The organism is Bryocella elongata (assembly GCF_900108185.1).
GTDB lineage: Bacteria > Acidobacteriota > Terriglobia > Terriglobales > Acidobacteriaceae > Granulicella > Granulicella elongata.
Map to the genome: position 1 here is coordinate 151,665 of NZ_FNVA01000001.1, position 22,951 is coordinate 174,615.

The window sequence follows — 22,951 nt, forward strand, 5'->3', positions numbered from 1 at the left end:
CGCGGCCGCAGGGGATTAGTCGAGGAGGTGGAGCTCTTTGCCGGGCTTGAAGCGGACGGCTTTGCCGGGAGAGATGCTGACTTCAGCGCCGGTGCGCGGATTGCGGCCTACGCCGGTCTTGCGGGGCTTGACGGTAAAGACGCCAAAACCTCGCAGCTCGATGCGATCGCTACCGGTGAGGGCTCGCTTCATGGACTTGAAGATGGTGTCCACTGCAGCCTCGGCTTTGATGCGCGGGAGACCCGTGCGTTCCACGACCCGCTGGATGAGGTCCTGCTTGATCAAGAAGGTAGCCTGCCTGTTCCCGGTACGCCTGGCGTCCGTTAGGTGTAGCGTGGGAGTGCCCGCTCTCCCGATGGTAGGCAGGGCGATATGGCTTGTCAACGTAGCAGCAGGTACCTTCAGCAGCCCACAGGGAGTTACGATAGGCTCAAATCGAGCAATCATTTTGAATCATTGCGTGCGGCTGGCGGACGTGGTGGCGGCCCTGGCCGGGCATAGCGATGTAATGGTGGAGAGACAGCGGGACGATGTCGATCAAGAGTGACAAGTGGATTCGGCAGCAGGCGCTCGAGCACGGCATGATCGAGCCCTTCAGCGAGAAGCAGGTGCGTGAGGGTTGCATCTCCTACGGCCTGTCATCGTATGGCTACGACCTTCGCGTCGCGGATGAGTTTGCGATCTTCACCAATGTGAACAGCGCGATCATCGATCCGAAGAACTTCGACGATCGTTCGTTCGTGCGGGTGAAGGCGGAGAGTGTGATCGTTCCGCCGAACTCGTTCGCGCTGGCGCGGTCGATCGAATACTTCAAGATCCCGCGGGACGTGCTGACGTTGTGTGTGGGCAAGAGCACGTATGCGCGCTGCGGGATCATCGTGAACGTGACGCCGTTCGAGCCGGAGTGGGAAGGCTACGTCACGCTGGAGATCTCGAACACAACGCCGCTACCGGCGCGGATCTATGCCAATGAGGGCCTGTGCCAGATCCTCTTCTTCCAGGGAGACGAAGCCTGCGAGGTCAGCTATGCGGACCGCAAAGGCAAGTACCAGGCACAACACGGAATCACCTTGCCGCGCATGTAGATCAACTTCGCCGTGACGGGATTCCTGAAACGGTGCGGGTGGCGTTTTCATCACAGGAAAGCGTCCAGAGATTCGAATGGCCGGTAGCTACCGGCAGTGAAGATGTTGTAGTTGCTGAAGGAGCCAGCACCTCGGGCTATGGAGCAGGGAACGTCCAATTCAACACGCAGCCGGGTGGGAATTGTTGCCGCTGATCCTCTGCGTTCGCTGGGACTGGAGGCGATCCTTGAGACGGAGCCTCGGCTTGAGCCGCTGGTGATCGAACTCGACAAGGTTCTCTCGCTGGAGGACCTGTCCGCAGTTCTGCTGGACGAGCGTTCTACCGGGGGCAAGCTGACGGAGGTGATTGCGCGTCTGCGCCGGGATCGCATTGCGATGAAGATTATCGTGATGGGAGAGATGGGCGACCCGGACCATGTGCAGGCTGTAATCGCTGCAGGGGCGAAGGGGTATCTGGCCGAGACGGCCGGGGAGAGTGAGATCCGCATGTGCCTCGAGGTTGTCCTCGATGGTTCGGTGTGGGCACCAAGAAAGGTTCTGGCGCGGTTGATCGATGCGGGTGGTGTTCAGTCCGTGACCCAGCCGCAGGGACAGCTTTCGGGGGATTCGGTGGAGAACAAGATGACGCCGCGGGAGCTCGACGTGCTGCGTCTGCTGATGGACGGCCGTTCCAATCGCGACATTGCCGTGGCGATGGGAATCGACGAAGTGACCGTAAAGGCGCACCTGGGACGCATGCTGCGCAAGGCGGGCGCGAGCAATCGCGTCGAGCTGACGCTGCGGGCGATGGAAGAGCGGCGCACCGCGATGGGGCAGGCACCACGACGTTAGCAGCGTCGGCTGAAGCTGAGCATGGGGATTGGTTGCCTGAAAAAAGGCTTGTTCCTTGCTTCCCGCCAAAGGTATACAGCCCTCGGTACTCTTGCGACCAAAGGTCGTACTCAAGCAGAGTCGTGAAAGTACAGACCTGGGAGAACGGGGTTGCGATCACATCGCAACCCCCATTTTTTTTCCCGGTGCAACCTCGCATAGAACCCATCCCATCTACCTCTTACGTGCGGTGATTTGTTGAGTGCCCTGTGAACATGAATTCACTGGCGGCCGCAGAGGTTTTGTATTTCAGAAAGGTTAATTGCGATGAAGACGAAGCTGATCGGATTGATGTGCACTATGGCGATGGGCGCCACCGCTGTTGTGTCGCAGGCGCAGGACCCGAAGCTGACGGAGCGTCTGAACAACGCGTCTGCCGTGTTGCATGAGGTGATGGATACCCCGGACAAGGGCATTCCGCAGGGCATTCTTTCCAACGCATATTGCGTGGTGGTGGTTCCGGCTTACAAGAAGGGCGCTTTCGTTGTGGGCGCACAGTATGGCCAGGGTGTCGCTACCTGCCGCACGCCGCGTGGCTGGTCGGCTCCGGTGTTCGTTCGCGCAGAGGGTGGAAGCTTCGGTTGGCAGATCGGTGGGCAGTCGACGGATCTCGTCCTCGTGGCGATGAACAAGAATGGCCTTGAGCACATGCTCTCCAGCAAGTTCAAGCTTGGTGGCGACGCCTCGGTTTCTGCCGGCCCGGTGGGTCGTAACGCTGCGGCTGACACGGATGCCAGCATGCATGCGGAGTTTCTCACCTACTCGCGTAGCCGCGGCCTATTCGCGGGTATCGATCTGACGGGTGTTGTGCTCTCGCAGAATGCGGATGATACCCGCAGCGAGTATGGTGCGAACGTGCCGTTCGGCGTGGTGCTTCACGGCGGTCAGGCTACCCCTGGCAATGCTGTGAACTTCGTCCACACGGTTGCGCGCTACTTCGTGGTCGCACGCGCCGCACAGAACTAATCACGGATGTCATGGCGTTCGAGGGGCGGCTTCGGCCGCCCCTTTGTCATGTTCGCAGCGATATCGTAGCGTGGGACGCGGGCTATCCTTCGTCGCTGCCGGGGCCTGGCGGGATGGTTTTGCGTACACTGGAAGGCGTTGGGAACGACAAACCAGAACGTGGGATTGGCGGAAGAGACGGCGGTCGATGGCCGTGCGCGACCGCGATTTTCGTTGCGGGAGTGGTTTGAGTATGCGATCGTCCGGGGCGTGATGGCGATCTTCGGAGCGTTGCCACGATCGGCGGCGCGGGGACTTGGCGCGGGTGTTGCGGCGCTGCTCTATCGGGTGCTGGGACGACTTCGGGGCGTAGGGGAGCGCAATCTCGCGCTGGCGTTTCCGGAGATGAGCGGCGCGGAGCGGGATCGGATTCTTCGCGAGGAGTTTCGTTCGCTGGGCTGGCAGCTGGCTGAGTTTCCGCGCATGTCGAAGCTCACGCGCGAGTCTGCCGAGACGTTCATCCGCTACGAAGGCCTTGAGAACTATCTTGCCGCGCGCGACAAGGGCCGCGGGGTGTTTGTGCTGACGGCGCATCTGGGCGCGTGGGAGCTTTCGAGCTTCTTCCACTCGCTGATGGGCTATCCGATGTCGATGGTGATCCGCCGTCTGGACAATCCGCTGGTGGATGGGCTGGTGAACGGCGTGCGGTCGATGCATGGGAATCGGGTGCTGCACAAGGACGACTTTGCTCGCGGGCTGCTGACGGCGATGCATCGCGGGGAGACGGTGGGCATCCTGATGGATACCAATATGACGCCACCGCAGGGTTTGTTTGTGCCGTTCTTTGGCGTGGACGCTTGCACGGCGTCGGGCCTCGCGCGGGTGGCGTTGCGCACGAATGCTGCGGTGCTGCCGGGGTTTCTGTTGTGGGAGTCGAGCGAGCAGCGTTATGTGCTGCACTTCGGCGAGGAGCTGGAGCTGGTGCGGACGGGTGTGAACGAGAAGGATGTGCTGGCGAACACCGCGCTGTTTACGGCGACGCTGGAGAGCTGGATCCGTCGCTATCCGGGGCAGTGGCTGTGGGTGCATCGGCGCTGGAAGACACGCCCCGAGGGTGGGGAGAAGATCTACCGATGACGTACACGAGAGGGATGCGTTCCATTACCGTACAGGAGATCGTGGCGCTTCCTGGGATGCAGGCAGCGGAGGATGTCGTCGCGACGGAGCGTGCCTTCTCGAGGCTGTCGGGCTTCGACGAAGCTATGGGTGAGGCGATTGTCTTCGCACAGGATGAAGCTTCTCTGGTGAAGGCGCTGGAGAGTAAGGCGGGGCTGGTGCTTGCTCCGCTTCGCGCCGAGACGGAGGATGTGCGCGTGCTGCGGGTGAAGCATCCGAAGCTGGCGTTTGCGCTTATCTCGGAGTGGTTCGATCAGTTTGAAGAGGTGCGGATTCATGCGGCTGCGCACATCGATCCGGCGGCCAAACTCGGCGTGGGCGTGAGCGTGGGAGCGGGAGCTGTGATCGAGGCCGGTGCAGTGGTTGGCGACGGCTGCATCATCGCGTCGAACGTGACGATCTATGGCTGCGTGACGCTGGGGGCCCGGTGCCTGATCCAGGCGGGAGCGGTGCTGGGCGCGATGGGCTTTGGCTACGTGAGGGCATCCAGCGGACGGTATACGCGGTTTCCGCAGCGGGGCACATTGGTGATCGAGGACGATGTCGAGATCGGTGCGAACACGACGATCGATCGCGGAGCGCTGGGTGAGACGCGCATCGGAAGCGGAACGAAGATCGACAACCTGGTGCACATTGGGCACAACTGCAACGTCGGCCGGAATGTGGTGATCGCGTCGCAGGTGGGCATCTCGGGATCGTGCGTGATCGAGGATGGAGCGGTGCTGGCGGGGCAGGTAGGTCTTGGGGATCATGCGAGGATCGGGCCTGGAGTGATTCTCGGCGGAGCTTCGGGAGTCTTTCCGCACAAGCGTGTCGAAGGGCCGGGACAGATGTTCATGGGGGTTCCCGCGGAGCCGGTGAAGGACTACCTGAAGACCATCGCGAAGGTGCGGCGGTTGAAGTAGGCGAGGTCCCGAGGTGAGCTGTCGAGGGGCGAGGTCTTCAGGTGCTCAGGTGCGAGGTTGTTCTATGGCGGTTGTTGTTATCGGCGGGCACACGCGGAATATCGGGAAGACGAGCGTGGTTGCGGGCCTGATTGCGGCGATGCCGGAGCGTCGCTGGTGGGCGGTGAAGATCACGCAGTTCGGGCATGGGGTTTGCTCGGCCAACGGGGAGCCATGCGATTGCGAGACGGCGGGCCACACGATTGCGGTGAGTGAGGAGCGCGAGCGGGCGTCGGGGACGGACTCGTCGCGCTATCTGGCGGCTGGTGCGGCCAAGTCCTTCTGGGTGCGAACGCGGCAAGGGCAGCTGCAGGAGGCGATGCCTCGCGTGCGAAAGCTGATGGACGAGGCGGCGCAGGCGGGCAGCGACGTGATTGTCGAGTCCAACAGCGTGCTGCGATTCCTGCGGCCGGATGTTTTTGTGAGCGTGGTGGATGCGAGCGTGGCGGACTTCAAGCCGTCGGCGCTGCGGTACCTCGATCGCGCGGATGCACTGGTGCTGACGGGCGGCGAGCTGGAGCATGTGGCCTGGAGCGGGGTGGCTCCGAGCTTGCTGCGGACGAAGGTCGTGCGGGTGGCGCCGCCGGAGTATGTGAGCGCTGAGCTGGTGGAGACGGTGCGGGCGAGGCTACCGGTGCTGTCGGTATCGCGCTAGCCTGCGGTGGTGACCACTGGAAGCGGCGAATGCCCTGGCGAGAAGCAAGAACGAATGATTGAGCTTTGAGTTGCGAGCTTCGGGTTTCGAGTTTCCAGATGCCGGTTCAGATGCTCGGGGAGCCGAGGGTCATGAGGTCGTCGACGCGTTCGACCTCGCGTTGCACGAAGGGTTCGGCGTACTTGACGCCGGCGAGCAGGCCGTAGTGGCGTGCCGTGGCGAACATGCGTTCGCGGATATCTTCTTCGGGGACGAAGAGGCCTGAGCCGACGGTCTGGGCGCCGTACTGGGAGCGGTAGGCGAGCAGGGACTCGAGGCGGGTCTCGATGTGCTTCGTGATGTCGACGACGAAGGTCGGGCGCACGTCGCTGTAGAGCGAAGCGTAGAGGATCTTGTAGGGGCGATGGGGTGCGAGGTCGTCGACTCGAAGCTCGGGAGGGAACTCGGCCTTCTTGAGGCCCGCCACGAAGCAGGCTTCGTAGCCCAGCGTTGATGCCCGGTAGTGATCGGGATGACGGCCCTGCCAGTAGGGAAGGATGACGACGCGCGGGCGCAGGCGGCGGATGGCTGCGGCGAGCTTGAGGCGATTGGCCTGGGTGTTCTCCACGTTGCCGTCGGGGAGGTCGAGAGCTTCGCGATGGCTGACGCGGAGAATCTTCGCGGCGGCGGCGGCCTCGGCGGCACGATCGGCGGCGGTTCCGCGGGTGCCGCCTTCGCCCTGGGTGAGGTCGACGATGCCGGTATGCCAGCCCAGGTCGGCCTGGGCGAGCAGTGTGCCGCCGCAGGTCTGTTCGACGTCGTCGCGATGGGCCGCAATCGCAAGAACGTCGACGGTGGCCGGAGTGTTGCTGGAGGCCAGAGCGTCGACGTTCAAGGTCATAGGGGCTTGAGGTGGCTAGTTGTTGGTGTTGGTCGTGGCGTCCATGTAGACGACGTCCAGCACGGTGCCCTGCACGGTGAAGTTGTAGTTGTTCAACTCCGTTCCTGCGGCGGGCGTGGTGTTGTAGCCGGGCTCGAACTGGTCGGTGATGGCTGCGCCGGTGTAGAAGGCGTGAACCTGTCCACCGTAGGCGGTATACATCTTGCCCTTCGCCTCGACCCAGCAGAGGCCGGTGAGGCTTCCGTAGTAGTAGAGGTTCTGGTTGGTGTTGGGGTAGCCGACGGTAACGGCTGCGACCGAGGAGACGTTGGACTGGACGACGGCGGGGATGATCGTGGCGGTGGGACCAGAGGAGCCGATGCCGGTGACCATGGTGAGGCAGTTGTAGTTGCCTGCCTGGTCGGTGTAGCCCTGTGCGGCGAGCTCCGAGGTGGCCTTGGCCGCGCGGACGCCGTTGGCGCATTGGGTGGAGCCGATCCAGAGGGTGTTGTTGTCACCGAAGAGGATGCGTGTCTTGGTGCCGTCGGAGATCGGGATCGCCTTGCCTACGGCTCCGGTCGAGAGGTTGATCAGCGTCAGGTTGCCGCCGAGCAGACCGTTGGAGGTGACGTTCTGTCCGGTGACGTAGAGATACGACGCGTCAGAGAGCACGAGCGTCGCGCCACCGGGGACAGGGATGGGATTGGCGACCGGCAGCAGCGTGGACAACGGCGCAGGCTGGGTGCTGGGATCGACCGTGGGGACGTTGTTGATGTTCAGGGCGCTGGCCTGGAGGGCGAGCACGCTGGAGGTCGTACCGCCGCACTCGGGGCCGCAGTTCATGACGTAGATCGTGCTGGCATCGAGCGAGGAGTACGCGTAGATCGGGTGATCGTAGTCTGCGTTCGCGCCGGCTGGATTGCTGGTGGGGGTGGGGCCCACGGGGACGACGCAGTAGGTGGGCAGGAGCAGCGGCTGGCAGTCGACGGCGCCAGGGGGCGGCGTCGGCGTGCCGCTCGCATTGATCTTGACCACGCGATAGAGCGCGTTGGTGTTCCGGACCATTGCGAGAACCACGGTCGCGCCGGGGTTGATGTAGGTGCGGTAGACGCCGGGGAGGCTGAAGATGTACTGGCCGCCACTGGCGGTCATGATGAGCTCGCCTGCACCTTCAGCGGCGCCGGCAAAGATAGCTCCGTTGGGAGCGGCGGCTGCACCGGCCGGGCTGGCGCCGAAGTTTGCCACGGCGCCGTTGCTGGCCTCGGTGGCATAGCTGATACCGGTCAAAGAGCCATCGACCTGGTTGAGCACGTAGCCAACCTGCTCTTCGGGATAGTTGAAGATCTCGAGCGGGTTGCCGCCTGCGTAGCCGGAGATGCTGAACGAGGTGATCGTGTTCTGCACGTTGCGGCGCAGGTCACGCAGGCCGTCGAGGATCTCGAGACCGCCGCTGGAACCGTTGACGGTGTACGAGGCCAACACACGCTCCAGCAGGCCGCTGGGCGGGGTGGTACGACCGGCGTAGTTATCCGCGGGGTTGTAGTAGATCTTATGGGCGCATGAAGTGAGCCCAAGCACGCCTGCCGCGAGGACAAGTGCGGCGAGAAGCTGGGCTGAGATCCTACTTTTCTTCAACGTAAATCACTCCGGGAACAACGCACTTCCGCGCAAATTTGGCCTATGCAGGCTATGGCTGAGTATAGCAGGGGGAGGCCAGCCGCCCTGTTGGGAATGCCTGCTGCAGCGTTATACGATGGACGGATAGACCTATGAAGACGTCATCGTCCCCCATCGAAATCGAAAGACTCTTTACCAGCCAGACCGTACTGTGTGACGGCGCGATGGGCACCATGTTGTACAGCTGCGGCGTGTTCATCAACCGCTGCTACGACGAGCTGAACGTGACCCAGCCGGATCTGGTCCGCAGCGTGCACCAGCAGTATCTGCAGGCCGGGGCGGAGGTGATCGAAACGAACACCTTTGGCGCCAACGTCTTCCGTCTGGCGCACTATGGGCTTTCGGACAAGGTGCACGCCTTCAACCTGGCCGGAGCGAAGATCGCGCGGCAGTGTGTGGACGCGATCCACGAGAAGCAGGGAACGAAGGCGTGGGTGGCAGGGGCGATCGGCTCGCTGGGCGTGAAGCTGGCGCCTGAGGGTGAGGTGACGGCAGACGAGGCGCGGGCGGCGTTTGCGGAGCAGATCAAGGCTCTGGCGGAGGGCGGGGTGGACCTGCTGATCGCCGAGACGATGATGAGCGTGGCAGAGGCGGAACAGGCGATCCTGGCCGCCCGCGAGGTCGCGCCGCAGCTGAAGATTGTGGTGCTGATGACGGCGGGAGAGGACGACAACTGCCTCGACGGGACGTCTCCGGAGGATGCAGCTAGACGCCTGACGGCGGCGGGCGCGGATGCGATTGGCTGCAACTGCTCGACGGGGCCCATTACGGTGCTTGAGGTGATTCAGCGGATGCGTCCGGTAACGAACCTGCCGCTGGTGGCGATGCCCAATGCGGGTATGCCGCGCCAGGTGGAGGGCCGGCACATCTACATGACGTCGCCGGAGTACATGGCGCGGAATGCGCGCAAGCTGGTGAGTGCGGGAGCGGCCTGGGTGGGCGGCTGCTGCGGAACGACGCCGGCGCACATCCGGGCGATTCGCAGCGAGCTGCGGGCGATGACGGCACAGGCGGTGGGCGAAGCTTCCGTGGGAAGCTCTGCGGTGGCAGGTGTGGCTCGCAGCGAGGAAGTTTCGGTCGAGCCACCGGCGCTGGAAGAGCGGTCGCTGATTGGGCGGAAGATCGCTCGGGGCGAGTTTGTGACGATGGTGGAGATTGTGCCGCCGCGTGGGTTCGATCCGTCGAAGGAACTTGCGGGTGCTGCTCTGCTGGCGCGTGCCGGGGTGGACGCGATCAATGTGCCGGACTCGCCGCGAGCCAGCGCGCGCATGAGTGCTGCGAGCCTGTGCCTGCAGATCCAGCAGAAGGTTGGGATCGAGACGATTCTGCACTACACGTGCCGGGATAGGAACATCCTGGGAATCCAGGGCGACCTGCTGGGCGCGGCGTCGTCCGGGCTGAAGAACATTTTGTGCCTGACGGGCGATCCTCCGAAGATGGGCAACTATCCGGATGCGACGGCGGTCTTCGACGTGGACGCGATTGGGCTGGTGCGGATCGTGCAGGGGCTGAACCACGGGCTCGACATTGGGCGTGGACCGATTGGTGGCTCGACCGGCTTTACGATCGCGGCAGCGGCGAATCCGGGCGTACCGGATATTGACCACGAGGTCCGGCGGTTTGCGGCCAAGGTGGAGGCGGGTGCGGAGTACTGCATCACGCAGCCGGTGTTCGATCTGCGGCTGCTGGAGACCTTCCTGCGGCGGATCGAGGGCTTCCGGATTCCGGTGATCGCGGGGATCTGGCCGCTGACGAGCCTGCGCAACGCGGAGTTCATGAAGAATGATCTCAAGGTGGCGATGCCGGACGAGATCATGGAGCGCATGGCGACGGCGAAGAACAAGGAAGCGGGGCTCGCTGAAGGGCTGGCGATTGCGCGCGAGATGCTGGCTGCGGTGCGGGACGAGGTGCAGGGCACGCAGGTGAGCGCGCCGTTTGGCAAGTTTGGCGCGGCAGTCGAGGTTCTTGGACTGGCAGTAAGCCAGAGCGCGGAGGTGGCGTGATGGCGGGTGCGAAGGTGACATTTGAGCAGCAGCTTGCGGACCTGGAGAAGGTCGTTGAGCAGCTGGAGCGGGGGGATCTTCCGCTGGAAGAGAGCGTGGGTTTGTTCGAGCGCGGGATGGCTCTGTCGAACGCGTGCCGTGGTCAGCTGGCGAGCGCGGAGAGCCGCATCCAGGTGCTGCTGAACCCGACGGAGAATGGGCCGGTGGAGGTGGAAGACCTGGCGATGGCTGTTGCCGAAGGTGAAGGGGATGTGGAAGAGGATGAGTACGCAGACGACGATGATTCGGACGTAGACAACGAGTAGTTCCGGGTCTCACGTTAGTGGCGAATCTCGACGGGCGTTCCGACGGGCACCGTAGCCCAGACCTCATCCATTTCATTGTCAGTTAGTGCGATACAGCCGTCGGTCCAGTCGGCATGACGCTGTAACCCGCCGAGCCAGCCGAGTCCGTTGCGGATGCCGTGAATCATGATGTCGCCGCCGGGCGGTGCGTTCAGCTTCGCGGCGGTGGCTCGGTCTGCGACGTTTGGATAGGAAAGATGCAGGGCGTGATGGAATCGACTGTGGTCGTTGCGGGAATCGACCGTGTACAGGCCCTCGGGCGTGTTGTGGTCGCCTTCGCGGACTTTGGCCGCTCCGGTGCCTCGGCCGAGTGAGACGCGGTAGATAGCGGTCGGCTGGCCGTGGGCGTAGAGCGTCATCGTGTGGGTGGATTTCACGACTACGATACGGTCCGCCTGGCGGATGGAGCCTGGAGCTGTGCGTGCGCAACCGGCGAGGGAGAGCGTAAACGCAAAGGCGAAGCTCATCCAAAGGCCCGCGTGACGCGCTATTGTTCTCTGCGCCGGACGATGTGGAATCATGAGCATCCTGCGGACCCACGTCTCTTCGAGACATGGGGCACCCAGATCATACTGAGTTTGGGGGCTACTTCGGCTTACCGGTCGCGGCTGGTAACGAAGCCGGGTACCCAGAGGAGGGCTCGTTTGTATTCGCCGTCGGGGAGATCGGCGATGGACTGGCGGGCGGCTTCGGCGTAGGCGCAGGCGGTGTCCATGGCGTAGGCCAGCGAACCGTGGCGGAGCAGGATTTCGAGGATCTGCTGGTGAGTGACGTGTTCGAAGCTGCGGTCGGCGAGGACGGTGCGGATGGCCTCGCGGTCGGCTCCGGTGCCGCGTTCGAGGGCGTGGATGACGGCCAGCGTGGCCTTGCCTTCGCGGAGGTCGGATGCGGCGGGCTTGCCCAGCACATTGTCGTTGGCGGTGAGGTCCAGCATGTCGTCGATGATCTGGAAGGCGAGGCCGAGGTTGCGGCCATATTCTCCGAGCGACTGCTCTTCTGCGGTGAGCGGCTCACCGGGGGTGGCCGAGATGGTGTCGGCCGAGTTGCCGGTGTTGCCAGCGGAGATCGCCGCTCCGAGCTGCATCGAGACCTTGAAGAGGCAGGCGGTCTTGCGGTAGATCAGGTCGAAGTACTCTTCCTCGTTGATGAGGTGGCCGAGCTTTTCCATCTGCAGCAGCTCGCCTTCGACCATCTGCTGGGTGAGCGAGATGAGCAGGTCGAGGACGCGGAAGTTGCGCTCGTTGAGTGCGGTCTGGAAGGCTTCCATGTAGAGCCAGTCGCCGGCCAGGACGCACTTGGAGTTGCCCCAGGTGGTGTTGGAGCTGGGGCGGCCGCGACGGGTGGAAGCTTCGTCGATGATGTCGTCGTGAACCAGCGTGGCGGTGTGCAGCATCTCGACCACGGCGCCCATGCGGATACGGGCGTCGGTCTTGCATCCCAGCGAGCGCGCGCCCAGGAGCAGAAGCATGGGGCGAATGCGTTTCCCGCCGCCTGACATCAGGTAGTTGGCGATGTCTGTGACTACCTGTACGGGGGACTCGGACTGCCGGGAGAACTCTTTCTCTACCAGCGCCAGATCGTCACGCAACAGGTCGAAGACCTCAGATGCCGTCGCAATGGAGATGGAGCTCACGCTTTATCAAGAGTAGCAGGTTGAAGCTGAGGAGCAAGCCCCCCAAGAGTGTAGGATCGGACCACACAGTCCGATCTTGCGACGTTGCGCGAAAATCGCCTGCCTGGCGAGATCCGCATGAAACGAGAGCTCTCTTAGCGGTAGTTGGTGAACTGGAGATCGAGTCCGAGGTCCTTGGCGCGGAGCATGGCCATGATCTCCTGCAGGGTGTCGCGGTCCTTGGAGGTGATGCGGACGACGTCGCCCTGAATGCTGGCCTGGGCCTTCTTCTTGGACTCCTTGACGAGGGCGACGATCTTCTTGGCGACGTCGGAGCTGACGCCCTGCTTGAGCTTGATTTTCTGGCGCACGGAGGAGCCGGCGGCGGGCTCGATCTTCTCGTACTCGAGGTTCTTGAGCGGCACGTTGCGCTTGACGAACTTGGTCTGGAGTATGTCGATGATGGCCTTGAGGGTGTACTCGTCCTCGCTGGCGAGCTGCACGGTGTCCTGGCCTTCGAGGACCATGGTGGACTTGGAGTTCTTGAGGTCGAAGCGGGTGAGCAGCTCCTTGGTCGCCTGATCGAGGGCGTTCTTCACTTCCTGTACGTCGACCTTGCTTACTACGTCAAAACTGCTATCGGCTGCCATATAGTTCTTTTTCCTCGCAAAGGTATGGATGCGCTGGATAAGCGCATGGTCGCTGTCCATTGTCCCACGTGCGCGTGGTGGTTTCTTTTGCCGGGGCTGAAGCCCGGCTCATGATTCATCTGGAACCGCGGGCTGAAGCCCGCTGCTACTCCGATACGTTGTGCTCGGCCTGCGCTGTAGTGGGAAACAGGCGCTCGAAGTTGGCGGTGGTCTGCGCGGCGATTTCATCCGCGGAGACGCCGCGAAGGTCGGCGAGGAAGCGCGCGGTGAGCGAGGTGTGGGCGGGCTCGTTGCGCTGGCCGCGGAGGGGGATGGGCGTAAGGAAGGGAGCGTCGGTCTCGACGAGGATGCGGTCGGCGGGAGCGGTCTTGGCGACGTCCTGGATGGCGACGGATTTGGGGTAGGTGAGGTTGCCGGCGAAGGAGAGATAGAAGCCCGCGGCGAGCGATTGCGCGGCCTGCACGGCGTTGCCGCTGAAGCAGTGCATGATGCCGGGAAGGCCGGTGGGAACCCAGTGCTTCTGGATGAGGTAGATGAGGTCGTCGAAGGCGAGGTGCGGGTTACCGGCTTGCTCGAATTTCTGCTTGGCCTGCGGTGTGGCTAACTCCGACGTCCGGCAGTGGATGGTGATGGGCTTGCGTGCGGCGGCGGCGATCTCCATCTGGGAGAGGAAGGCTTCCTGCTGGATGGCGGGATCGGGGTTGTCGAGGTGGTAGTAGTCGAGACCGATCTCGCCGATGGCGATGCACTTGGGGTCGGCCGCCAGCTCTTCGAGCTTGCGGAGCGCCGTGCCGTCGGCGCGGTGGGCTTCCTGGGGGTGGATGCCGGCGGTGGCGAAGATGTTCTCGTGCGCGCGGGCGATCTCCAGGGCGCGGTGCATGTCGTCGGGGCCGTTGCCGATGCCGATGGCGAGGAGGCGGGTGACGCCGGCGGCGTTGGCGCGGGCGATGACCTCGGGGAGGTCTTCGTAGTCGTCGAGGTGGCAGTGGGAGTCGATCAGTTGCATCTTTGACAGGGTATCGCGGGGAGGTTGCACGGTGGTTGGTTTGCGTCCTCAGCTGTAAGGGCAAGCCGAACGGAAAAGCCTTGCTGTAGAGGTGCGAGGGGTGAGGTCTTGCAGGGGCGAGGGACTCGCCGTGACGGATCCTGCTGTGGCGGGGTAGGATGTCTGCCATGTTGGAAACCGGACAGACAGCCTCTTCTCCTCATGCACCGACGATTACGCCGGTGTCGCGGGTCTTTCACCTGAGCGAGATTCCTCTGCGCAAGACCGCGAATGGCGGCGTGAGTTGGGATTTCGGCGGAGGACAGCTGACGACGGGCGAGTGGGTCCGCGTGCACGAGAGTGCCCAGATGGCGGGCGGGCAGCCGAGCCCGGCACACACGATCGACCATACGGAGCTGATCTGCATCTTGGAGGGTGAGATCGAGTTCCTGCACAACGGCACGGTCGATCACTGCGTGCTGGGAGACATCCTGCTGGTGGCGAAGGGGACGAACCATCAGCTGAAGAATGTGGGCACGACGACGGCGCGGTATTTTGTGCTGGCGATTGGAGGCGACGTCCATGTCTAACGAGATGAATAGCGTGAAGGGGACCGAGCAGCCGACGCGGCGCGAGATGCTGGCGCTCATGACGGCGTTTGCGGCGATGGCAGGCGTTGATGGTGCGCTGGCTCAGGCGACGCCGTCGGGTGTCGATCTGGCGCATGCGAAGGTGTTTCGCTTCGCGGATCTGAAAGAGCACAAGAACGACAACGGAGGCTGGTCGCGGGCGGTGGTGGAGGGCGCGCTGCCGTCGGGGGAATGGATTGAGCTGCACCAGTCGATGGTGCCTCCGGGCAAGATGCCGCACCCGCCGCACAAGCACTCGAACTCGGAGTTTATTGTGCTGCGGGAGGGTACCATCCAGTACCTGCGCGACGGCAGCCGCGAGGAGCTGAAGCCGGGGGATGTGATCTATACGGCGTCGCTGCAGCCTCACGGGATGCTGAACACGGGGACGGTGAACGCGGTGTACTTTGTGCTGAGTGTGGGGAAGAAGGATGCGGCGGTGTTTGTGGATTTGAAGGGAAGTGAGTAGAGGGTAGTGAGTACTGAAATGCGAAAACCGAACGGCCTCGTGAGAATCCCGAGGCCGTTCTGCTTTCTGCGAGTGCTACTTGAGGCGGGTGCCTACGGGGACACCTTCGGGCACGGTGGCGAGGAAGGGCTTGCCGCCCTCTTCGCTGGCGGCGAGGAGCATGCCGTGGGACTCGAGGCCGCGCATCTTGCGGGGGGCCAGGTTGGCGATGATGAGGATGCGGCGGCCGATGAGCTCTTCGGGCGTGTACCACTCGGCGATGCCGGAGAGGATCTGGCGCGGGGGCAGAATGTCGCCGAGGGAGACCTCGAGGCGAAGGAGCTTGTCGGCCTTGGGTATGCGCTCGGCGAGGGTGATCTGGGCGATGCGGAGCTCGACTTTGATGAAGTCGTCGATGGCGATCTGAGGCGAGGCGTCGGCCGGGGCTGCGGGAGCGGCGGACACGACGGGCGTTTCGGGGGTGTTGGTTGTTGGTTGTTGGGTGTTGGGTGCGAAGGCTTCGCTCGGTGCGGGAGCGGACGCAGGAGTCTCGGGTGCTGCGGTTGCTGCGGGTGTGGGGTTTTCCATTTCGATCATGAGGTCTGCGAGTCCTTTGTCGGCGCGGGGCAGCACAGGCCCCAGCGTGCCGAGTTTTGTTCCGGGGGCGAGGCCGCCCCAGTGCATGTCGCCGAGTTCGCCGGAGGTGGCGGCCTCTTCGATGCTGCCGAGTCCGAGCTGCGCCCAGACCTTCGCGGTGACGAAGGGGCAGTAGGCGTGGAGTGCTGCAGTGGCCCAGCGGACGGCTTCGGCGGACACATAGAGAACTGTTGCCAGGCGGCCGAAGTTGTCAGGATCCTTGGCGAGTTTCCACGGGGCGTTGGCGGTGATGAAGCCGTCGGTGATGGTGATGAAGGCGGCGATCTCGGTGAGTGCGGTGGAGAAGTCGGTGGGGCCGAGCTGCGCGAGCTTTGCGAGCAGGGCGTTGCCGGCGTCGCCGAGGACACCAGCGTTGAAGCCGTCCTTCGTGGCGGCGGGGCCTTCGAAGACGGGCGTGGGGACTTCGCCGTCGAAGTACTTCTCGATCATGGAGAGGGTTCGGCTGACGAGGTTGCCGTAGCCGTTGGCGAGGTCGGCGTTGTAGCGCGTGACCATGGCGTCGAAGGAGAAGCTGCCGTCCTGGCCGAAGGGGATCTCGCGGAGGAGGAAGTAGCGGAGTACGTCGGCGGCGAAGTGATCTTTTTCCGCACGGGTTGGAGCGCGGAAGCCCGGGGCTAAAGCCCCCTTCTCGGGTGGGGTGGTTCCCGCGGGCTGAAGCCCGCTGCTACTCCCGGGTCCCTCATGGGCTGAAGCCCCTGCATCTTCAACGGGGTTTACGGCACGGCTGAAGCCGTGCCCTTCCGTTTGTGCCTCCACCCCGATGAAGACGGGCGGACAGAGGGTGCCGAAGGCTTCGAGGATGGTTTCGCTGCGGACGACGTTGCCGCGCGACTTGGACATCTTGGCGTTGTCGAAGAGGAGCCAGCCGTTGGCGGTGATGGCCTTGGGCGTGGGGATGCCGGCGGCCATGAGGAAGGCGGGCCAGTAGACGCAGTGGAAGCGCGTGATCTCTTTGCCGACGAGGTGGAGGTCGGCGGGCCAGTACTTGGCGAACTCGGCTTGGCCCTTGGGGTCGTCGCTGCCGTAGCCTACGGCGGTCATGTAGTTGGCGAGGGCGTCGAGCCAGACGTAGACGACGTGCTTCTGGGTGGCGCCTTCCTTCTGGAGAATGTCGTCGGGGACGGGGATGCCCCAGGTGAAGCTGCTGCGGGAGATGGAGAGGTCTTTGAGGGCGCCGGGGACACACAAGGCACCGTCCGACCTCCGCTGCAACTTCCCCTCCGCTACGAGCGCTTCTTCGAGTGCGAGGTGATCAGGCCCCGCAGGTTCTATCAACGGTCGATCACCGGCGGAGTCGACGCTCGGTTCGATGATTAGATCAGGCTCCTTCGTCCAATCAAACTCAGCGTTTATTTGTTCAATGATTGCTTCGTCGAAGATGGGCTTGGCATTACCTAGAACAAAGCTTCGTACCTCATTGCGTGCAGTAGCCGGGGTGATGGCGAGCGCACTCGACTCGATGAGATCGAGCAGCTGCTCCTGGAACGCGCTGAGCTTGAAGAAGAAGTTCTCTTCGGTGACTTCTTCGAGGGTGCGGCCGCAGTCGGGGCAGGGGGTTCCCACGGGGGCGTCGACGAAGGCTTCGTCGGAGACGCAGTAGGCTCCGGTGTACTTGTCGAGGTAGATGAAGCCCTTCTCGTACAAGGTGCGGAAGAGGTGTTGCACGCCGCGCTTGTGGCAGTCGTCGGTGGTGCGGATGTAGCGGTTGTAGGTGAGGCCCATGCGGTCCCAGAGGGCCTTGAACTGGGCGGAGACCTGGTCTGTAAATTCCTGCGGCGGTACTCCCGCCGCAAGAGCAGAGCGCTCGATCTTCTGACCGTGCTCGTCGGTCCCGGTGAGGAAGAAGGTGTCGTCACCGCGCTGGCGGTGCTGGCGTGCGAGGACGTCGGCAACGATGGTGGTGTACGCGTGGCCGATGTGCGGCCGGGCGTTGACGTAGTAGATCGGCGTGGTGAGGTAGAACTTGTTTGGCTGGTCTGACATTTTCAAATGCCAGTTTACCGCCTTGGCGGGGAGGGATTAGGGGTTAGGGATTAGGGATTAGGGAAAACATTGTGCCAATCCTTAATCCCTAACCCCTGGGCCCTCGTTCTTACGCTGCCAGTTCTTCGCGCCAGGCGCCGAGCTTCGGGACCAGCAGGTGGAAGATGGCCAGCGAGATGAGGTAGAACGAGGCGGCGGCGAGGAAGACCGTGAGCGGGTGCAGCGAGAGGTTGTGCTTCACGATCCAGGTGAAGGCCGCTCCGCCGGCGGCACCGGCGGCACCGCCGATACCGACGACGGTGGAGACGGCGCTGGCGGGGAACATGTCGCCGGTGGTGGCGAAGAGGTTGGCGCTCCAGCCCTGGTGGGCGGCGGCGGCGAGCGCAATGATCATCGCAGCGGGCCACGCGTTGTGCGGCGAGATCTTGTCCATGTGGGGAACCAGCACGAGCGGGAGCACGAGCAGGGCCATGGCGAACATGGTGATCTTGCGGCCCCAGTTCACGGAGAAGCCGTGATTCATCAGGAAGCCTGAGAGCGTGCCGCCGAAGATGGAGCCAACCGATGAGATGACGTACACGGCCAGGATGTAGACGTAGGCCGAGTGGGTGTCGAGGCCGTAGTTCCGGTTGAGGAACATGGGCAGGTAGAAGAGGTAGAACCACCAGACGCCGTCGGTGAGGCCCTTGCCGATGGCGAAGGCGTAGGTGCCGCGGTTAGTGAGGATGTCCGAGAGCGGGTGCGACTTGCTGACGACGGGCTCGAGGGCCTGCTGGGTCATGGTCGCGGTGCGCTTGTACTTGTTGTAGGGGAAGATGAGCCAGATGACGAGCCACATGAGGCCGAGCGAGCCGGTGGCGAGGAACGCAGCGCGCCAGCCGAGGCTGGAGTGGCCGGTGACGAAGTTGACCAGCGGGAGAGCGACGAAGAAGCTGACGTTGGCGCCGGAGTTGAAGAGGCCGACGGCCTTGGCGCGCTCCTCGGTGGGGAACCACTCGGTGATGGCCTTGATGGCGGCGGGGAAGTTGCCGCTCTCGCCGAGGCCGAGGAAGATGCGGGCGATGCAGAAGCCGGCGACCGAGGTGACCAGCGAGTGGGACATCGAGGAGAGGCACCAGACGAGGATGGCGAGGGTGTAGCCGAGCTTGGCGCCGAGCTTGTCGATGACGCGGCCGGCGAAGAGGAAGCCGATGCCGTAGGCGATCTGGAAGTAGATGAGGACGTTGCCGAAGTTGTTATCGAAGACCGGCTGGTGGAACTTGTCGGCCAGCGGGTTCCAGCCCATGAAGGTGGCGTTGTGCAGCATCGGCTCGATGTTGGAGAACACCGAGCGGTCCATGTAGTTGATCGTCGTGGCGAGGAAGACGAGGAAGCAGACTACCCAACGGATGTTGGACTTCTCGGGCGCGGTGACGGTGAACTCTTCGGCGGTGCTGTGGGCAGCGGACATGCGGGAACCTGACTCCGAACAGATAGGGGTGGCTGCTGCCTTCTTGGCGCGTGGAGCTCCAGAGCCTGAAAGGGAACGCTGCCAACGAGGATCACGGTGCGGACACACGCATGTCAAGCCAACATCCGATGCGGACTGACAGCACGCGACGGGGCACTGACGTTATTGCGCGCCCGACACGGGGATGAAGTAGGGATAGATGAGAAAGAAGGCGATGAGCACGGCGACCATGAGGTCCGCGTAGAGCAGGAGCAGGACGCCACCGTGGTACCAGCTCCAGCGCTTCTGCAGGCAGCGTGTGGTTTCGGCGGCGCCCCACATGGCGAGGAGCAGCGGAGGCAGCAGCCAGAGTGTGGGGCGCAGCTCGGGGACGTGGGAGATCCAGACCGCGGAGGCGAGGCTCACCGCGACGAGGATGTTGCCTCGCACGAGCGAGACGTGACGAAGCTGGAAGACGTGAGACCGCAACCGTTGCCCCTGAGGTTGGATGAGGATGGCGGGCTCGGGATGCTTCGCGTCATGGCTGCGATCGGGCTGCGTCCGAAGATCGTTCACGGGTAAGGTTCGACCTTCAGGGCTTCGGGGGAGCGGGGTTGCTGGCCGGCGGTGGAGGCGCAGCCGGGGCGGGCGGCAGATGGCTGATGCGCGAGGTGGGGATCTCCACAACGCCGAAGCGGTTGCTGCTGAGGTCGTGCACGCCGATGCGAAGGAAGGTTTCGCCCTTCGCGGGTGTGCTGAGCTGCGTGTGGTACTGCAAGCCGTTTTGGAGCAGCAGCTTGAACTTGTCTGCGGGGAGCTTGATCTGCGCGGTCTGGCCAGCGACGTTGAGCAGATTGCCATCGGTGTCGTAGAGGTTGAGCTTGACCTCGATGGTGTCGCCGATCGTGCCGTCCGCGTTCTTCGTGAAGGCGAAGTCCTGCGTGAGAGCGACGAGATCGACCTGATAGCGGCGATACGGTGGCTTCAGAGGCTTCGCGGGGTTGACCACGTTGCCGGTCGCGAGCGTGTCGTCAGGCTTGTCGGAGACAGGCAGGACGCGGACCTTGATCAGGATGTCGTGCGGTGTTGGAGCTCCGCGCTGCATGGCGAGCCGGGCGTAGTTGGAGGCGCTGCCTGGCGCGGCAGCGACGGCTTCGCTGACGACAGCCGACTGCTCGGGCTTCTTTGCGTTGTCGGGGCTGAGAGCATAGTAGCCGCGGCGATAGGTGAGCGTGAGTCCCTGGGCCCTGGCCGCGTCGCTCAAGGCGACCTTGATGCTCCGGTACTTGCCGTTCCATTCGTGGTTGGAAGGGCTATAGGTGAGCGTGTAGTAGTTGGAGCCGGACTCGATGGCTTTGGCCGTGGCATCGGAGAGGCCGTTAGTGTTGTAGAAGGCCTTGCCTCCGGTGGCATCGGCCATCTGATCCATGGTGGAGTGCTCGTCGAACTGGCTCTGCGAGAACTTCTGGATGTCGGCGCCGAAGGCCTTGGGGTTGGTGACGTATTTTGAACCGCTGTTGGCGGCGCTCATGGAGGGCAGCGTCATGAGGCCGCGAGCGTCGACGGGGAAGACGGAGACCTGGGCCCGCGTCAGCAGGTTGGTGGTTTCGCGGAACTCTTCTTCCATGTCAGCGATGACCGCGAAGGGGTCGCTGATGTCGGGATTCGGCGAGAGCGAGAGGGGGAATGAGCCGGAAAACCAGATGAGGTTCTTGCGGCCAGGGAAGCCCTGGAGATAGTGAGCGAGGGCGTTGAAGGCATCGAGTGTGAAGCGTACGCGGAACTGCGTCTGCACGCTCTCCTGCTCGGCTTCGAACTGCTGCAGGTTGGCGACGACCTCGGTAGGGGCGCCGGAGTCGCTCGCGATGTCGGACATATTGGTGGCGTCCGCGCCGGTGCCGACGGGATCGTCCAGCAGGGAGGAGGCGCGAGGAATGAGCTTGTGCTCGACGGCGTCCTTGAGCATCTCGGGGTCCGCGGTAAAGCCCTGCAAAAGGTAGAGGCGCGTGCTCATGCCGAAGATGGCGATGTGTGTGCCGGGGGCCGCTTTCTTGACGTACTGCGTGAGCTGGTCGCGGAGGAAGCTCTGGTCCTTCATCGGGGTGTTGAGTGTGTCGATGAGGAGTACGTTCAGTGTGCTGTCGGCAGGCACTGCTGTGTAGTTGGTGAACATCCCCGGAGGCATTGCGGGCATCTGCGGGCCGGCGGGCTTATCGCTGGCGCTGTGCTCCTCGAAGTGGCGAACGTCCTGCGGTGTCTTGTCCTCGGTGAGGATGAGGTCGCCCTGCTTGAGGCCGTGGACGGGGTTGCCGTTGTGGTCGCTGACGCTTACGTCGACGATGACGAGCTGTGTGCCGGTGCGGATGGTCGGCGTGGCCGGTGATGGCGTCTGCGACGGTGTGGACTGCGCGGCGAGAGAGGTCGTCAGCAGCCATAGGCAGCACGAAGGCAGCGTAAGTTTCAGGGAGTCGAGCCGGGGAAGAGCGAACATACGGGCAGCAGCCTCGAGCCGATAGGGTGACAGCAACGGCTGGATAACTCCTGCAGCATACATGGATGCTGCAGGAGTCTCCGTATGTCTTTTGACGGCTAGAGCTGGGCGGCGGCCGCGATGGACTCGGTGTAGGGTGCGCGCAGTACGCCACGCTCGGTGATGATGCCGGCGATATACTTTGCCGGCGTCACGTCGAAGGCGGGGTTTTCGATGCGTACGCCGTCGGGGGTGACCTGCTTGCCCTGGAAGTGCGTGACCTCGGTGGCCGCGCGCTGCTCGATGGGAATCATGTCGCCGTGGGCGGTGTCGGGGTCGATGGTGTTGAAGGGCGCAGCGACGTAGAAGGGCACGCCGTGCTCCTTGGCCAGGATGGCGACGGAGTAGGTGCCGATCTTGTTGGCGGCGTCGCCGTTGGCGGCGATGCGGTCGGCACCGACGATGACGGCCTGGATGCGGCCCTTGGACATGAAGTAGCCGGCCATGTTGTCGCAGATGAGGGTGGTGGGGATGCCGTCGTGGACGAGCTCCCAGGCGGTGAGGCGTGCGCCCTGGTTAAAGGGGCGGGTCTCGTCGGCGAAGACGTCGATCTTCTTGCCGGCCTCGACCGCGGCGCGGATGACGCCGAGGGCGGAGCCGTAGCCACAGGCGGCGAGGGCGCCGGCGTTGCAGTGGGTGAGCACGGTGGCTTCGTCGGGCAGCAGGGCAGCGCCGTTAGCTCCGAGGATCTTGAGGTTGGCGATGTCCTCGTCGTAGAGCTGCTGGGCGAGGGCGATGCACTGGGCCTTGATCTCAGGGATGGGGGTGTCGCGTGCGGCGAGCGAGGTATAGAGATTGCGCACCTGCGCGATGCCCCAGAAGAGATTCACGGCGGTGGGCCGGGTCTCAGCCAGGGTGCGGCAGACCTCGTCGACCTCGGTGGTGAGTTCGGGGATCGTGGTGGCGGTGGAGCGGTCAATGCCGAGGGCAACGCCCATGGCTGCAGAGACGCCAATCGCCATGGCGCCGCGAACGATCATGTCGCGGATGACGATCGCCACCTGCTGGTAATCGGTGGCGAGGACGTAGGTCTCTTCGAGGGGGAGTTTCGTCTGGTCGAGGAAGCGGACGCCTTCAGGGGTCCATTCAAGCGTAGGAATCATGCCGCCTCTGATTGTACTTGGAGAGAGGCGGCGTCTGAGGGACGGGCCCGATTCGTCTCCATTACTGGCCCCTGGAAACAGAGTGGAAACGCCGAGAGCAGGACTGGCAACGGTAAGGCTTGAGCCAGAAAAGGAGTCTTTCGTAGATCCGGCGACGAGATCGGGAGACATCTCCGGAGTTGCAGCTGGGACACTTTAGCGAACGCGCTGGCATGGGATTCCTGGGGTTTATAAAGTCCAAACGCATATGCATCCCAAAGTGCTTCGGATGCGGTGGTCACGTCGATATGCTTGAAAATGCGATAGGCGTCAGCGAAGTTTGCGAATCGATGCCCCACCGGCGCCGACTGCACCTTGCTCACGGATT

The 22,951-nt window shown here is 63.5% G+C and carries 22 protein-coding genes; 10 read left to right on the plus strand and 12 right to left on the minus strand.

Going from position 1 to position 22,951, the window contains the following annotated elements; all coding sequences use genetic code 11:
• Positions 1 to 15 precede the first annotated feature (15 nt).
• Positions 16 to 285, minus strand: a complete 270-nt coding sequence (locus C4S68_RS00645; RefSeq protein WP_103931115.1) for an HU family DNA-binding protein — start codon at positions 283 to 285, stop codon at positions 16 to 18.
• Between the two features lie 245 nt (positions 286 to 530).
• Here C4S68_RS00645 and dcd point away from each other — a divergent pair, with 245 nt between their 5' ends.
• The 6 genes from dcd (at position 531) to C4S68_RS00675 (ending at position 5,675) form a co-directional block, all read left to right on the plus strand.
• Positions 531 to 1,085, plus strand: coding sequence for a dCTP deaminase (gene dcd / locus C4S68_RS00650; protein ID WP_103931116.1), 555 nt, complete (start codon positions 531 to 533; stop codon positions 1,083 to 1,085).
• A 174-nt stretch (positions 1,086 to 1,259) separates the two neighbouring features.
• On the plus strand, positions 1,260 to 1,916 hold the full coding sequence (locus C4S68_RS00655) for a response regulator transcription factor (protein ID WP_160114935.1): 657 nt from the start codon (positions 1,260 to 1,262) through the stop codon (positions 1,914 to 1,916).
• A 306-nt stretch (positions 1,917 to 2,222) separates the two neighbouring features.
• Positions 2,223 to 2,921 (plus strand): lipid-binding SYLF domain-containing protein, encoded by a 699-nt coding sequence (locus C4S68_RS00660; RefSeq protein ID WP_103931118.1) that lies wholly within the window; start codon positions 2,223 to 2,225, stop codon positions 2,919 to 2,921.
• Positions 2,922 to 3,134: 213 nt separating this feature from the next.
• A complete protein-coding gene (locus C4S68_RS00665; protein WP_268807259.1) occupies positions 3,135 to 4,037 on the plus strand; it encodes a lysophospholipid acyltransferase family protein in 903 nt (300 codons plus the stop codon).
• A 14-nt stretch (positions 4,038 to 4,051) separates the two neighbouring features.
• A complete protein-coding gene (gene lpxD / locus C4S68_RS00670; protein WP_103932084.1) occupies positions 4,052 to 4,981 on the plus strand; it encodes a UDP-3-O-(3-hydroxymyristoyl)glucosamine N-acyltransferase in 930 nt (309 codons plus the stop codon).
• Between the two features lie 64 nt (positions 4,982 to 5,045).
• Positions 5,046 to 5,675, plus strand: a complete 630-nt coding sequence (locus C4S68_RS00675) for a hypothetical protein (RefSeq protein WP_103931119.1) — start codon at positions 5,046 to 5,048, stop codon at positions 5,673 to 5,675.
• Positions 5,676 to 5,781: 106 nt separating this feature from the next.
• On the opposite strand, the gene bshB1 is transcribed toward C4S68_RS00675, so the two are convergent.
• Positions 5,782 to 6,555: a bacillithiol biosynthesis deacetylase BshB1 gene (bshB1, locus tag C4S68_RS00680; protein ID WP_103931120.1), complete on the minus strand. Its 774-nt coding sequence runs from the start codon at positions 6,553 to 6,555 to the stop codon at positions 5,782 to 5,784.
• Between the two features lie 15 nt (positions 6,556 to 6,570).
• On the minus strand, positions 6,571 to 8,169 hold the full coding sequence (locus tag C4S68_RS00685) for a hypothetical protein (protein WP_235011258.1): 1,599 nt from the start codon (positions 8,167 to 8,169) through the stop codon (positions 6,571 to 6,573).
• 134 nt (positions 8,170 to 8,303) lie between these two features.
• Between C4S68_RS00685 and C4S68_RS00690 the strand changes: the two genes are divergently transcribed.
• Positions 8,304 to 10,214 (plus strand): bifunctional homocysteine S-methyltransferase/methylenetetrahydrofolate reductase, encoded by a 1,911-nt coding sequence (locus C4S68_RS00690; RefSeq protein WP_103931121.1) that lies wholly within the window; start codon positions 8,304 to 8,306, stop codon positions 10,212 to 10,214.
• Positions 10,214 to 10,519, plus strand: a complete 306-nt coding sequence (gene xseB / locus C4S68_RS00695) for an exodeoxyribonuclease VII small subunit (protein ID WP_103931122.1) — start codon at positions 10,214 to 10,216, stop codon at positions 10,517 to 10,519. The genes C4S68_RS00690 and xseB overlap by 1 nt, the downstream gene beginning before the upstream one ends.
• A gap of 14 nt (positions 10,520 to 10,533) precedes the next feature.
• Here xseB and C4S68_RS00700 read toward each other — a convergent pair whose 3' ends face one another.
• From C4S68_RS00700 to C4S68_RS00715, 4 genes are all read right to left on the minus strand, one after another.
• Positions 10,534 to 11,079 (minus strand): L,D-transpeptidase family protein, encoded by a 546-nt coding sequence (locus tag C4S68_RS00700; RefSeq protein WP_160114936.1) that lies wholly within the window; start codon positions 11,077 to 11,079, stop codon positions 10,534 to 10,536.
• Positions 11,080 to 11,153: 74 nt separating this feature from the next.
• Positions 11,154 to 12,191, minus strand: coding sequence for a polyprenyl synthetase family protein (locus C4S68_RS00705; protein ID WP_103931124.1), 1,038 nt, complete (start codon positions 12,189 to 12,191; stop codon positions 11,154 to 11,156).
• A 134-nt stretch (positions 12,192 to 12,325) separates the two neighbouring features.
• A complete protein-coding gene (locus C4S68_RS00710) occupies positions 12,326 to 12,820 on the minus strand; it encodes a YajQ family cyclic di-GMP-binding protein (protein ID WP_103932086.1) in 495 nt (164 codons plus the stop codon).
• 145 nt (positions 12,821 to 12,965) lie between these two features.
• Positions 12,966 to 13,826, minus strand: a complete 861-nt coding sequence (locus C4S68_RS00715; protein ID WP_103931125.1) for a TatD family hydrolase — start codon at positions 13,824 to 13,826, stop codon at positions 12,966 to 12,968.
• A 167-nt stretch (positions 13,827 to 13,993) separates the two neighbouring features.
• On the opposite strand from C4S68_RS00715, the gene C4S68_RS00720 reads away from it, so the two are divergent.
• Both C4S68_RS00720 and C4S68_RS00725 read left to right on the plus strand, forming a co-directional pair.
• Complete coding sequence (locus C4S68_RS00720; RefSeq protein WP_160114937.1) at positions 13,994 to 14,395, plus strand: cupin domain-containing protein; 402 nt, start codon at positions 13,994 to 13,996, stop codon at positions 14,393 to 14,395.
• Positions 14,388 to 14,903 carry a cupin domain-containing protein gene (locus tag C4S68_RS00725; RefSeq protein WP_235011259.1) on the plus strand — a complete coding sequence of 172 codons (516 nt, stop codon included), beginning with the start codon at positions 14,388 to 14,390 and terminating at the stop codon, positions 14,901 to 14,903. Before C4S68_RS00720 ends, C4S68_RS00725 begins: the two co-directional genes overlap by 8 nt.
• Positions 14,904 to 14,978: 75 nt before the next feature.
• Here the strand turns inward: C4S68_RS00725 and metG are convergent, their stop codons facing one another.
• From metG to mtnA, 5 genes are all read right to left on the minus strand, one after another.
• A complete protein-coding gene (gene metG, locus C4S68_RS00730) occupies positions 14,979 to 17,522 on the minus strand; it encodes a methionine--tRNA ligase subunit beta (protein WP_235011260.1) in 2,544 nt (847 codons plus the stop codon).
• A 109-nt stretch (positions 17,523 to 17,631) separates the two neighbouring features.
• Positions 17,632 to 18,972: an MFS transporter gene (locus tag C4S68_RS00735; protein WP_103931128.1), complete on the minus strand. Its 1,341-nt coding sequence runs from the start codon at positions 18,970 to 18,972 to the stop codon at positions 17,632 to 17,634.
• Positions 18,973 to 19,134: 162 nt separating this feature from the next.
• On the minus strand, positions 19,135 to 19,527 hold the full coding sequence (locus C4S68_RS00740) for a permease (protein WP_235011261.1): 393 nt from the start codon (positions 19,525 to 19,527) through the stop codon (positions 19,135 to 19,137).
• Positions 19,528 to 19,543: 16 nt separating this feature from the next.
• A complete protein-coding gene (locus C4S68_RS00745; RefSeq protein WP_160114938.1) occupies positions 19,544 to 21,478 on the minus strand; it encodes a VWA domain-containing protein in 1,935 nt (644 codons plus the stop codon).
• 62 nt (positions 21,479 to 21,540) lie between these two features.
• Positions 21,541 to 22,584, minus strand: coding sequence for an S-methyl-5-thioribose-1-phosphate isomerase (gene mtnA, locus C4S68_RS00750; protein WP_103931130.1), 1,044 nt, complete (start codon positions 22,582 to 22,584; stop codon positions 21,541 to 21,543).
• Positions 22,585 to 22,951 lie beyond the last annotated feature (367 nt).